This window comes from Enterovibrio coralii, from assembly GCF_001559595.1.
GTDB classification, from domain to species: Bacteria; Pseudomonadota; Gammaproteobacteria; order Enterobacterales; family Vibrionaceae; genus Enterovibrio; species Enterovibrio coralii.
On record NZ_LNTY01000006.1, the window covers coordinates 137,644 to 150,106 of the forward strand.

A 12,463-nucleotide genomic window follows, 5' to 3' on the forward strand; every position below is an offset into this window, starting at 1 on the left:
TGAACCTAGTGGGTACGTATTCAAAATAGACAGGTAATTAGTGTTTTTAGAATAGTAAATATGATGATATTTGAGTGTTGTCACAATAATGATTCCGAGTGGTACTAATTCTTATTAATAAGAATATTAATTAAATCATTAATTTATAAATCACTGATAAACAAGGCGTTGATGCTGTTTTTTATTAAATTCATGTGCTTGTGCATTATTTTTGCCGTCTTATCTTTCGGCGTAATTTATAGCGTTTATGGGTTGCCAAAATAAGCGATAAGGACAAACCTTGTTTTTGCATACGTATTTATTTTTCGACATGGCACAGCGTTGATTTAGAGGATGAATACGGATGGTGGGCGACAATTGCATACCGAAGAAGTAGGAGAGCAACATGAATCGCAGCATCAAAGGGATTGTTTTGGCGAGCTTTCTCGCGACAACTGGTCAAGCGACCGCGAGTGAAGGATGTGGTAACGCCGAAGGCACGGTTGCCATTCTATCTAACGACTTCCCAGCACTTCATGCCGTCGCCGAGATGGCGGAAACATGTGTGACAGACACGCTAAAAGTGACGAAGAACCAAACCAAGGATCACCGAGATCTCCAAAGTGCGGCACTTAAAGCCAACCCTGCTAAATATTCAACGGCGGTGGTATCGACAAGCTCAATTGTTCCTCTCCTCAATGACGGCTTGATCCAGCCGCTGGATGAGCTCGTTAAAAAGTATGGCCAAAGTCTTCAGCAATCTCAGCTGATCAAAATTGATGGCAAGGTGATGGCAGTGGCATTTATGGCCAACTCTCAGCATCTCTTCTACCGCAAAGACATTCTTGAAAAAGCAGGCATCGAACCTCCAAAAACCTTCGAAGAGCTTATCGCCGCGGGTAAGAAAATTCAGGACATGGGGATCATGAAATACCCGATTGCTTTGAATACGAAGTCAGGCTGGAACCTTGGTGAAGAGTTCATCAATATCTTCAGCGCGACCGGAGAAGGCTTCTTCAAACCGGGTAGTGCGATTCCAAACCTCGACAATGCAAATGGCGTGAAAGCACTGAACACATTGAAAGCCCTTGCCGAGCTCTCTAATCCAGACTTTTTGACCTTCGACTCCAACAGCACCCAAGCCCTTTGGGAAGACGGCAAAGTGGCTCTGGCATTGATGTGGGGCTCACGAGCGACCGCGATTTTGGATGACGAAGGTGCAAGCCCTGAGGTTGTCGCGAACACCGTACTGACAAATACCCCGGCGTTTTCTGACGGTGGTACACCAGGAGCAACGTTGTGGTGGGATGGCTGGACCATTGCCAGCAACCTGTCACCACAGGATGCGGAAGCCACCTTTAAGGTCATGACGCATGCAATTTCATCCGAGATGATGCAGGCAAACAGTGAAAAGGCCGTTTGGCTTATCGAAGGCTATCAGCCAGATGCTTCAGCAATGGGCGTCATTGCAACGGTGCAACAACAAGCTAACCCTTACCCCATGCTCCTTATATGGGACTGCTTCATACCGCCTTGGGCGCAGAGTTGCCTGACTTCTTGTTGGGTAACGAGTCGGCTGAACAGGCATTGAAAGACGTTGAAGCGGCATACATGACATCTGCTCGCGAGCAAGGTTTCCTCTGAACTCCCAGCCCCGAAAGGATTCGGGGCGTAACGCAAATAGGTGGACTTCATGCCACATCGCACATTCTTAAAATTTATGTGGCCATCGTTATTGGTCATGTTTTTGCTCATCGCCTTACCCATTGTTTCGGTGTTCGTCCAGTCTTTGTATGTCGAGCATGAGCAGATTGTTCTCGAAACAGAAAACTGCGGCCCATTTGGGTGTAAAACGACCGTGGCGGTCGACAGGGAAGCGACAGACAAACTGCGCGAAGAGGAGCCTTTGGGTCGCTTCAATGGTATGGATACCTATACCAATCGTAGTCACTTAGCGTTTCAAGAGTTGGGTGAAGCGTGGGCGGATTCAGATTCATTTGGCGATTTCATCAACAAAATGATGAACCTACCGTTTTACAAAGCACTGGTCTTCACGCTGGCGTACACCTTTATTGTTACACCGCTGGTTATCGTACTTGGGTTGTTGTCGCCTTGTGTGTCAATGCATTGCCTAAGCTAGTGAAAGGCCCAACCATCTTCCTTTCATTGTTGCCGATGATTGTCACGCCGCTGATCGGTTCGTTAATCCTGTTTTGGATGATTGATGCCGATGGCGTTATCGGGGCAACGCTGCAAATCTGGCTCAATGACGACACGCTTTCCCTAAAAGCCTCGCCGACACTGACATGGATAACCCTCTTCATCTACGGCATTTGGTCGTCAGTGCCTTTCTCCTTCATTGTTTTTTATGCCGGATTGCAAACGGTCCCAACAGACACATTGGAAGCTTCAATGATTGACGGCGCATCTCGCTGGGAAACGATCCGATATGTGGTGATCCCTCATATGGCACCGCTCGTCACCTTCGTTGCTTTGATGCAATTGATGGATAACTTCCGCGTGTTCGAACCCATTGTGGGGTTTGCCGCCGAGGCGCATGCGACTTCGCTAAGTTGGCTGATTTACAACGACTTGCGAGGGACGGACTCACAGCTGTTTGGTTCAGCCGCCTCGACGTCCATGCTCACCATTTTGGGGGTGGCGATTCTCTTGATGCCTGTGTTCATTCGAACGTGGCGTGATTTCAACCGTAAAGCCGCTTAAGAGGAAACTAGCCATGGAAGAAGTACGCAAAAAGCCTGTGTGGCTAAGAACGGTTTCAATCGGATTTGTAGTGGTTTGGCTTTTGATTGCTGCTAGTCCGTTTCTTTGGACGGCGTGGGGGTCATTTAAAGTTCAGGCTGACTTCTTTTCGAAGTCTGATTGGATGAACGCGATATATGGTGTGAAGACACTGCTCGAAACAGGCAGTGAGTTTACTGGGCAAGGTTACTATGGCGCGTGGGTAGAGCAAGATTTCTGGCTAGCCGCTATCAATACCTTTGTGGTGGTATTTTCTGTCGTCATTATTTCGCTCACCATCGGCACCTTGGGAGGCTATGCGTTAGCGCGCTCAGGGTTTCGTTACTCACTGTGGATTTTGATGATCGCGTTGGTGCTGCGCGCAATGCCGCACATCACGCTGGTGTCGGGCTACATGTTGCCTTTCTTTGAATGGAACCTTTGGGGACATTTGGGCACAACCATCATTGTGCTGGTGGCCATTAACCAGCCTTTCACCTTGTGGATGCTGCACTCGTTCTTCCTCAACATACCCAAAGACATGGATGAAAGTGCCATGGTTGATGGCTGCACCCGATTTCAGGCGTTTCGCCATGTGATCATACCCGTTATGTGGCCAGGTGTGATTACCACAGGGCTGTTCAGCTTCTTGTTGGCTTACAACGATTTCGCGGTAACTGGGATGCTGCTTAGCCAAGAGAATCAAACCATGGTGCCGAAAATCGCGAGCTTCCTCGGTACGACGCAGGTTGAAGGTAATGTCATGTTTGCAGTTGCCGCGGTGGTCTCTGCCATGATCCCACTTTTCTTCCTTGTTCTGTTCTTCCAAAAACAAATCGTATCTGGCTTAACTGCCGGTGCAGTGAAAGGGTAACGCATGTCGTCAACAATCCAGCAAGCAAAGGAGCGTGTTTGGTCTTTTTATCAGGCGTTGGATGCTGCACAAGGCAATGATGTCGAGTCAGTTTTCGAGACGCATTGCGCTGAGCGTTATTTTTTCCGCGGTTGTCATCCGTTTAATGAACAGGGGGCGGCCAAAGGGGTAATTGATTCTCTTTGGCTGCCTTTGAAACAGGCGTTTCGTCGTCTGCAACGGCGACAAGATGTGTTCATTGCAGGCACGAACAGTCTCGAACAGGATGACAGTGTATGGGTGATCTCCATGGGTCACCTTATGGGGTTGTTCGATGAAGACTGGTTGGGGATTCAAAAGACAGGAAGAATGGCATTCCTGCGCTATTGCGAATTTACCCAAGTGGTGGATGGCAAGATAGCGCAGTCTGCTTTCTTTGCTGATATTCCTGGCGTAATGGTGCAAGCAGGGCAAAACCCTTTTCCGCCGCAAAGTGGTGCACAGCTCATCCAACCTGGCCCCATCACGCATGATGGCATTGCACGTGATACGCAGTCCATTGAGGAAGGTGAGAAAACGCTGGCGGCAATTAATAAGATGATTTCGGATCTTGGCAACTGGGACAACGCGCTAAGCCTTGAAGATGAACTTGCGCTCAGTTGGCATGACGACATGATTTGGTGGGGGCCGACGGGTATTGGTGCCAGCTACACCATTGAAAGATACGCTAAACAGCATTCAGGCATTTTCCGAAATAGCTTTTCAGAGCGCATCTTCAATGGACATGTTTGCAAGTTTGCCGAAGGACATTTCGGTGGATTTTTTGGTTGGCCTAACCTCACTTTGAAACCTTCCGGCGGTTTTATGGGCATGCCTGCCAACGATAAACATTTTGATATGCGGGTTATTGATATATATCGCCGAGATGGCGACAAACTCGCAGAGAACTGGGTGTTTATTGACTTGCTTCATTACTTCTATCAACAAGGCGTTGATGTGTTGGTGCGAAATGCGCAACTGGGCGCGGCGAACCAATCCAATATTAAGTGATGGTACTTTTACAACAGCAATGACCAAGTATTGTCAGCCTCAATGCTGTTGGGAGCGTTGCTGATCTTGATTTCGAACGAGCGGAAATCCGCCCAAATTGGCGGCTTTCCGCTCAATCTTCTGCGAAAAACCGCCTACCTCATAACCGGCTATTGATAAGTTACTGTTTTTAATGAACGTCTGGGTTGGACTCATAATTGCACTGTCTATGTCCGAACATACTCGCAATTTATAAGGACATGACAATGCCAACTCCTTGCTATATCGCTATCGAAGGAAAAACTCAGGGCAACATCACTGCTGGCGCATTTACTGCGGATTCTGTTGGAAACATCTATGTAGAAGGTCATGAAGATGAAATGCTGGTTCAGGCATTTGATCACGTGGTCACCGTACCGACTGACCCACAAAGCGGTCAGCCTTCAGGTCAGCGTGTACACAAGCCTTTCAAATTCACCGTCGCCCTAAATAAAGCCGTACCTTTGATGTACAACGCACTGGCGTCAGGCGAAATGCTGCCAAAAATTGAGCTCAAGTGGTACCGCACCTCTGTAGAAGGCAAACAAGAGCACTTCTTTTCTACCGTACTGACGGACGCAACCATCATCGATATCGACTGCCAAATGCCTCATTGTCAGGACGCTGCGAAGAAAGAGTTCACCCAGCTGGTGACTGTCTCTGTGGCTTACCGCAAGATTGATTGGGAACACACAGTCGCAGGTACATCAGGTGCTGATGACTGGCGCGCACCTATCGAAGGTTAAGTGCAAAGAACGTATTGAAATTGCCCGCATCGCCGCGGGCACTTTTGCTATGGGAATAACGTCTGATTGTCATAGCAAAAGGGCATAGGGAAGAGACTTAGCATGGGATTGCATTACACGCTTTATGTAGAAGGTGTAACGGAAGAGACACTCAGCGTCATCGCGTTTGAGGGTGAAGAATCTCTTTCTGAACCGTATCGCTTTGCCATCGAGGCGGCCAGCCGCTCAGCAATGCTTCGAGCTGACAGCATTGTCGACATGCCAGCGACCTTGACGATGTGGGAAAACGGGGAGGCGACACGTTTCTTCAGTGGTATCGTCAGTCAGTTTGTTCAGGGAGATACTGGGCATCATCACACCTATTATTCGTTGGTGCTTGTCCCTGAGTTGTTTCGACTCTCATTGCGGCAAAATAGTCGGATTTTTCAAACCCAAAGTGTTCCTGAAATAATGTCTATCCTCCTGCAGGAGATGGGCATCGATAACTATGCGTTCTCATTAAAAAACACCTATGAACAGCGCGAATATTGTGTCCAATACCGCGAAAGCGATTTGGAATTTCTCTCACGTATCGCGGCGGAAGAAGGTATTTCCTATCACTTTATTCACGAAGATGGGACTCACACAGCGGTCTTTTTTGACGACACGCAAACCCTAGCGACTTTGGAAAACCCCGTCATTTATAACGCTACCGTGGGCGGTGTGGCTGAACTGCCGTTTGTTCGAACTTTTCAATTTAAGTCGCAAGTCAGGCCGTCATCGGTTCAGCTCAAAGATTACAGTTTCAAAAATCCTGCTTACTGTTTTATCAATACCGAGCAAGGGCAAGAGCTCTCTTATCAGCGTTCGACCTACGAACATTTCGATTACCCAGGCAGATATAAAAGAGACAGCGCAGGGAATCCTTTCACGCGTTTCAGGTTGCAGCACCTTCGCAGCGACGCGCTGACAGGAAACGGCAAGAGCAACGTGTGTTTGGTAACCAGTGGCTATAAGTTTGTGCTGGAAGGCCACAACAACGGCGAGCTTAATCGTGACTGGTGTGTAACCTCAGTGATTCATCACGGTACTCAACCTCAAGCGTTGGAAGAAGCAGGTGGCGAAGGCGAAACAACTTACAATAATGCGTTTTACGTGATACCCGGTCACCGACAGTGGCGTGCAGTGCCCAATTCAAAACCTCGCGTTGATGGCCCTCAAATCGCGACCGTCGTCGGCCCTGATGGAGAAGAGATTTTCTGTGACGAACACGGACGAGTAAAAGTCCAATTTCCGTGGGACAGGTACGGAGAATCTAACGAGAAATCCAGTTGTTGGGTGCGTGTTTCCCAAGGTTGGGCGGGGGCGCAATACGGCATGGTTGCCCTGCCCAGAATAGGGCATGAAGTGATTGTGTCTTTCTTAGAGGGCGATCCAGACCAGCCGATTGTGACAGGGCGTACGTACCACGTCAGAAATTTAAGCCCTTACAAGTTGCCCGATCACAAAACCATGACGGTATTGAGAACGGACACACACAAGGGCGAAGGCTACAACGAGCTTCGTTTTGAAGACGAAGCCGACAAAGAAGAGATCTTTGTCCACGCGCAAAAGAACATGGCGATCAAAGTACGCAACTCGAAAGATGAGCGTGTGGATTACAACCGCACTACCAGCATTGGTAACGATGAAGAATTGGCAGTAGCAGCCAACAGAAAAATCACGGTTGAAGGTCAGCAAGACCACAAAACGACAGGTAGCTATCTAGAGCAAATCGATGGCGATAAAGGATTAAGCGTACAAGGCGATTTTGCCCAAAAAGTTGGGGGTGGCGTCGGTGTAGATGCTTCCAGCGATATCACGTTGCAAAGCAGTAGTAAGATCACGCTCAAAGTTGGGGGTAGCTTCGTGGTCATTCATGGTGGAGGGGTGGATATCAAAGGGCCTGCAATAAATCTCAACTCTGGTGGAAGCCCAGGAGAACTCGCGCTTCCAGCGAGCCCCGCGATCCTCAAAACCGCCGCTGCGGCAGGTTCAATGTTTGTTGCGCACTGTCCGATGGAAGATGAGTAATGGCAAAACAGGTCAATGAATTTGCCATCATCGACGGTGCCAACGAAGAAGAGCTGTTGAGTATGCTCGCGGAACTCGACCCACCGCATACCTGTTTGTACCTTGAACCGGTTCAACCAGAGTTGGTAAACCTTGCGCCGTATTTGGTGCAGCTTACCGATGAGGTGAAAGAGTGGCTGTCTTTAAGAACGTCGCTTTGGGGAATTTACATAACCTCTACGCAAGATCTGCAAAGTGTACGAAGACACCTAAGAAAGTTCCTTCAAGTTCAGTTGCCTAACGAAGAAAAACCGGTGTTTTTCCGATTCTATGACCCAAGGAATGTCTGGGATCTTACCGACGTGCTGACGGATTGGGAGCTTCATAATTTTCTGGGACCGATTGAAGATGTGGCGACAGTGATGGACGGCCAACCCCGCAGTGACAATTTCCAACAGCGTAGAGAGGCGTTTCCTAAAGATACGTCGTCAAAGTCCAAGATGATGCGCTTCAATGCGGTACACATGGACAAATTCAGTGCCATTTTCGAAGCGAGATATATCGCCAAGCTGCACACACTTTTTCCAGGCATTGCCGCCAACAACGACCTCTTTCTCGGGGAGCTTTTTCGTTATGTGAAGGCATTTGGCATCACCGATGACAGGAGCGTAAGAGGCATTGCACGCCTTTGCGAAGAGAGGGGACTAAGTGACCTCGATAGCTTTAAACGTAATTACGCTGGTGCAATTCAGGATGAATCTGAAGTTGGGCACTACCGCGCTGAGGCACTACTAATAAGAGAGTTAGGCTATGTGCCTGCTTAAACACAACTTTTCAAGGAACTGAAGACCATGGTCGATGTTGTCAGCACCACAGCAGGTTCGCCAACATGTAACTGTTCAAATCCAAATTGTTGTATTCACGCGGTGAAAGTGACGCCCAAAGGCAGCACACATACCTACGAATACAAACAAAATGGTGCATTGCCAAACATCTATGTGCACGACAAAGACGGGAAAGGTGTCGACGTTAACGTTGAGCTGGCTTCAAAAGGGTGTGTGACGGGCAGCAGCGGTTGCCCTTCAGGGGTTTTGTTCAGCGAACGAAACGAAGACTACATTGGTGAGTTGTCCTCAGGTGGTAATACCGAGAATTTGGTGTTCGTTGATGACTTAAAGCGAAAAGCGGAAAACTACAACGTCGTCGACTTTGTGTCTTTTATCGTACTAGGAAAAATGGATTCAGCACCAAGCACACCTTATGACTTGATGATTGGTGAGTGCGCGGGTGCTCCAATTGTGCCTAAGACCTTTGAGACGGAAGGTGGAAAACAAGTTTCCGTTGAAGTAGGGCCAATTATGGCGACGGAAAGCACTATCTACGTTTTGCCAAAATACGAGTATGAACTCGGCCTTACCGTTGCTGCCTCCATGGATGCCGAGGGACTGACAGACAACGATCGGCGCCGCATCATGAGAGGGGCGCAAATAGAAGCTGGCCACAACCCAGATCATAAACATACAGCGCATAAAGGCTGGACGAAAAAAGTGCCCGGTAATGCGATTCGTGGCGCACTATCGATGACCGGTTCGGCTAAATTGTCCATCGCCAACAGTTCTAAATCCTTCACGACTGACATCATTAAGAAAGAATTTACTCAATATAAACAGAATCTTTCTTTACTCGAGAAAGCAGAGAAAGCACTCACGCAAGTGAACAAGATGTTCGCGCACTCTGATTCCGGCAAAGTGAAACTGGTGAGTATCGATTTTGATTATCCAAAGCTTGAATTCAAAGGAAGCGGAAAACTAAAGCTATCTGACAAGACCGGATCACCTTACATCGAGAGAGCCATTTCCGTTGGCTTGAATCCTTTGGTGGGCGTTAGGATGAAGATTGACCTCATCCAAGCATTTGCCGCTGCTTACGGAGCGGAAAGGGCGGTTGCAAAAATCCGCGAAGCTGCCAAAGCGATGGAAGATGACTTTAATGAGGGCAAAGACGCGGCCTATGTCGGGGCCGAGCTCTACTTCACCGTAGGCGGTGTAATGAAAGTTGGTTTTGAGCTCAAATCCAATGAAGCGAAAGAGTATGAGTTTCAAGTCGGTTCTGCGGTGAGAGGGGAAGTGGATGTCGGCGTTATCACAAATATACGCGGTGGTGTGCGCTATTGGGTGATAGAAGGCTACTTTGAAGCTGATGCACGTATCGAAGCAAAAGCGTTATTCGAACTGGAATCAACCCACAATGGTGGGTTAGACCTCGTATTTTTCCATAATGGTGTTATTGCAAAAGTGCGGGTCGATGCGTCTTTAGGCATAGCCTCAAGGAGGCCGAAAAGAGCAAGACCAGCCAATGTCGGTCGTTTCTCTAGAACAGATGGTGGAATCGTGTCTGGTGAGGCGACTAAAACGACGGGCACATCAGGTCGTTATAAGGACACAAACAGCCTGTATAACAATGATTGGGTCATCTACAAGAAGCTTGCCAAAGAGAAATCAAAGTGCCGAATCACCATTATGTAAAGCATGGATAACAAGATGAAACCAACACTATTGGCGGTTACTCTAACCGCTTTCGCAAGCGGATGTGCGACTTCTCAAGAGGCAAATATGGACAATTTACGTTATCTGGCATCGTTCAATACGAAAACCAGCTTTTGCTTTTCACGTGTCAATGGCATTGATACGGCTAATAACGCGATGACAGAATCAGGAACCATCTCCACAGGCTTCAATGTAACCGGTATATTGGAAAATGGTACCAATACCTTAACCACACTCATGGCACCGCTCGGCGTGCCGGATGATCTCAATTTGCAGGCAAACTCGAATTGTGAGCTGGTGATTTCGGCAAACACACCGGACAAAGCCATGAAGTTGGTGAGTGTCGTCACTTCGCCAGATGAGAAGCTGCAACCGACGGGTGTGAACACTCCAATCTATAACGGTAATAATCACGTTGGTCCAGTGAGTGAAGGATACGTGACGGATTCGTTCCTCTATGAAGTGACGCGCACCTTTGAAGCGAAGGGGATTCCAGAATGGAAGTGGACCACCGCAACTTCGTTCTCGGACACAGAAGAACAAATCCAAAGCTTGCAGGATAAGTATCTCGATCTGTGGCTAATGATGAAAAACAAAGATGCGGTTGCTCTGAAAAAAGAGGCGACGATATCTAGCGAAGAGCAGGGTCAAACGGAAGGCATGAGTGGGGATGACTTCTGGGAAACGATAGGGATTGAAGATGAGTTAGCCTCATCCATGTCGGTGGTAAACATTGATTGGGGCAACTACGAGGTTAAAACCTACAACAAAGGAAGATTAGTGCGCTTTGAAGATGAAAATGGTGACTCTCCCTTGCGCCTTGAAGACGACGATTTCTATTTTTCTTACAATCCTTATTTCTCGTTGCTTGAAGGGAAGTGGGTTCTTACCCGTTAAACCTTCGATCGATAAGCAATAGGTATTAGCCCATTTTAATACCTAGGCATTAAAAGTATGAGTAATTGGATGGCTGCCTGTTTTTATGGTCTTTGTGATATTTAATGCCTAAAAATATCAGCAGTCATCGCTCTATCTATTCTCAGAACATTTGAACATCTTCTTCCTCTTTTCTTCCATATCAATTTTCCTTCACCTATTCAGTGGGTTAGCGGTAAATCTAGACACTAACTCATTACTGAATCCAGCATGATTGCTACCATCGCTAGTGTAAGTCATTTAGACAATGAATTTCTAAAGTGAGAATGGACGGGTAATTGATAAAAGTAGAATAGTATTAGTCTAAGTAATCAAGCCCTGAATTAGCATTTCTTTATATTAGTATTTTATTCATGGCAGACTGGTGATGTTTATGTCTGTGTATAAATTACTGACATCTTTGTATTAAATTTCGTATTCCACTTTTTGAGTCAAATGACCAATATATAACTAAGTGAGATCTGAATCTTTATTTCTTTATTTGTGTATAAAAATATCATTATCTTGCTTGTGTGATTTAAATGGTTTGAATCATGATATAGCCATTAAATAAACGAAGACGCGATGACATGCATTTCACTGTCACAGAAGCGTTTCACAAATGATGTTTTAGCATACAGTCCAGATGAAAGTTCAGGGCGTAGTGTGTTTTTGTTTTTAAATCATTGTTTTGGTTGGCAAGGTTCTACGGTGGTACAAGTTGTTTGAAAGCCATTTTAGAGGCATTAATGCAATTCTCATTCTGATCGTGAGTCCTGTATGGTGTTTTTCAGGCTGTTCCCTCTTTCTTCCCCAAAGTTCCCGCTGCTGTAAAGTAATTAATTTCATTTAACTCTCGGGTCTTTTACGACTCGGCTGGTTGATTTATTTCCAATTTTAAAATTGGGAAGGGTTGTTTTGCGCTAAATATTTCTGTTTCTCATTTTTAAAACTGCTTTTCTTGACCGTGAAGCACGCACGAATGAGATGCATATATGGAAGTTTATCGCTCTAAATCTCATCGGAAAAAGGAGATGGAAAAATGGCAAAAGAGGGAAGTGTGGCACCAAAAGAACGTATCAATATTAAGTACGTTCCTGCTACCGGTGACGCTCAGGCAGAAATTGAACTGCCGCTAAAAATGGTCGTGCTGGGCGACTTTAAAGGCCACCCAGAAGACACATCGATTGAAGAAAGAGAAGCAGTTTCGGTTGATAAAAACAATTTCACGTCTGTGATGCGTGAAAGCAACCTTTCCGTGACGACATCGGTACCGAATGTGATGACTGAGGAAGAGGGCGACGACCTTCCTGTTGAGCTTTCTTTTCAATCACTTGCTGATTTTTCTCCTGACTCGGTGGCAAACCAAGTACCAGAGCTTAAAAAGCTGGTCGAGCTTCGTGAAGCGTTAGTCGCCTTGAAAGGGCCGCTAGGTAATATCCCTGCATTCAGATCACGACTGCAAGAACTGCTGGCGTCTGAAGAATCGCGCGAAAAACTTCTCGCAGAATTGGAGCTGGTGGGTGCTGAAGAGCAACCAGCAGACGAACAGTAACTCACGTAGAAGAGAAAAGGATTTTGTT

General features: G+C 46.9%; 11 protein-coding genes. All 11 read left to right on the forward strand.

Annotation, left to right across the window (positions count from 1 at the left end; translation table 11 throughout):
* The first annotated feature begins 385 nt into the window (after positions 1-385).
* The 11 genes from ATN88_RS01425 to tssB all read left to right on the forward strand — a co-directional run bounded on the left by ATN88_RS01425 (position 386) and on the right by tssB (position 12,435).
* The gene (locus ATN88_RS01425; RefSeq protein ID WP_232312672.1) at positions 386-1,570 is read left to right on the forward strand and encodes an ABC transporter substrate-binding protein; all 1,185 of its coding nucleotides are present in this window, start codon (positions 386-388) and stop codon (positions 1,568-1,570) included.
* Between the two features lie 102 nt (positions 1,571-1,672).
* The gene (locus ATN88_RS26475) at positions 1,673-2,119 is read left to right on the forward strand and encodes a hypothetical protein (protein WP_232312673.1); all 447 of its coding nucleotides are present in this window, start codon (positions 1,673-1,675) and stop codon (positions 2,117-2,119) included.
* Positions 2,107-2,703 (forward strand): carbohydrate ABC transporter permease, encoded by a 597-nt coding sequence (locus tag ATN88_RS26480; protein ID WP_232312674.1) that lies wholly within the window; start codon positions 2,107-2,109, stop codon positions 2,701-2,703. The genes ATN88_RS26475 and ATN88_RS26480 overlap by 13 nt, the downstream gene beginning before the upstream one ends.
* A 13-nt stretch (positions 2,704-2,716) precedes the next feature.
* Positions 2,717-3,595, forward strand: a complete 879-nt coding sequence (locus ATN88_RS01435; protein WP_067410312.1) for a carbohydrate ABC transporter permease — start codon at positions 2,717-2,719, stop codon at positions 3,593-3,595.
* A gap of 3 nt (positions 3,596-3,598) precedes the next feature.
* Entirely contained in the window at positions 3,599-4,624 is a 1,026-nt protein-coding gene (locus ATN88_RS01440) for an ester cyclase (protein WP_067410315.1), read from the forward strand.
* Between the two features lie 245 nt (positions 4,625-4,869).
* The gene (locus tag ATN88_RS01450) at positions 4,870-5,388 is read left to right on the forward strand and encodes an Hcp family type VI secretion system effector (RefSeq protein WP_067410322.1); all 519 of its coding nucleotides are present in this window, start codon (positions 4,870-4,872) and stop codon (positions 5,386-5,388) included.
* A gap of 102 nt (positions 5,389-5,490) precedes the next feature.
* The gene (locus tag ATN88_RS01455) at positions 5,491-7,440 is read left to right on the forward strand and encodes a type VI secretion system Vgr family protein (RefSeq protein ID WP_067410325.1); all 1,950 of its coding nucleotides are present in this window, start codon (positions 5,491-5,493) and stop codon (positions 7,438-7,440) included.
* Positions 7,440-8,243: a DUF4123 domain-containing protein gene (locus tag ATN88_RS01460; RefSeq protein ID WP_067410329.1), complete on the forward strand. Its 804-nt coding sequence runs from the start codon at positions 7,440-7,442 to the stop codon at positions 8,241-8,243. Before ATN88_RS01455 ends, ATN88_RS01460 begins: the two co-directional genes overlap by 1 nt.
* A 27-nt stretch (positions 8,244-8,270) precedes the next feature.
* Positions 8,271-9,944: a hypothetical protein gene (locus ATN88_RS01465; protein WP_067410344.1), complete on the forward strand. Its 1,674-nt coding sequence runs from the start codon at positions 8,271-8,273 to the stop codon at positions 9,942-9,944.
* 15 nt (positions 9,945-9,959) lie between these two features.
* Positions 9,960-10,862 (forward strand): hypothetical protein, encoded by a 903-nt coding sequence (locus tag ATN88_RS01470; RefSeq protein WP_157490635.1) that lies wholly within the window; start codon positions 9,960-9,962, stop codon positions 10,860-10,862.
* Positions 10,863-11,922: 1,060 nt separating this feature from the next.
* Positions 11,923-12,435 carry a type VI secretion system contractile sheath small subunit gene (gene tssB / locus ATN88_RS01475; RefSeq protein ID WP_067410351.1) on the forward strand — a complete coding sequence of 171 codons (513 nt, stop codon included), beginning with the start codon at positions 11,923-11,925 and terminating at the stop codon, positions 12,433-12,435.
* The last annotated feature ends 28 nt before the right edge of the window (positions 12,436-12,463 follow it).

Excerpts from the sequence above, each read along its gene's own strand:
- ATN88_RS01425 (WP_232312672.1), top strand. The coding sequence starts at position 386 with ATGAATCGCAGCATCAAAGGGATTGTTTTGGCGAGCTTTCTCGCGACA.
- ATN88_RS26475 (WP_232312673.1), top strand. The coding sequence starts at position 1,673 with ATGCCACATCGCACATTCTTAAAATTTATGTGGCCATCGTTATTGGTC.
- ATN88_RS01435 (WP_067410312.1), top strand. The coding sequence starts at position 2,717 with ATGGAAGAAGTACGCAAAAAGCCTGTGTGGCTAAGAACGGTTTCAATC.
- ATN88_RS01440 (WP_067410315.1), top strand. The coding sequence starts at position 3,599 with ATGTCGTCAACAATCCAGCAAGCAAAGGAGCGTGTTTGGTCTTTTTAT.
- ATN88_RS01450 (WP_067410322.1), top strand. The coding sequence starts at position 4,870 with ATGCCAACTCCTTGCTATATCGCTATCGAAGGAAAAACTCAGGGCAAC.
- ATN88_RS01455 (WP_067410325.1), top strand. The coding sequence starts at position 5,491 with ATGGGATTGCATTACACGCTTTATGTAGAAGGTGTAACGGAAGAGACA.
- ATN88_RS01460 (WP_067410329.1), top strand. The coding sequence starts at position 7,440 with ATGGCAAAACAGGTCAATGAATTTGCCATCATCGACGGTGCCAACGAA.
- ATN88_RS01465 (WP_067410344.1), top strand. The coding sequence starts at position 8,271 with ATGGTCGATGTTGTCAGCACCACAGCAGGTTCGCCAACATGTAACTGT.
- ATN88_RS01470 (WP_157490635.1), top strand. The coding sequence starts at position 9,960 with ATGAAACCAACACTATTGGCGGTTACTCTAACCGCTTTCGCAAGCGGA.
- tssB (WP_067410351.1), top strand. The coding sequence starts at position 11,923 with ATGGCAAAAGAGGGAAGTGTGGCACCAAAAGAACGTATCAATATTAAG.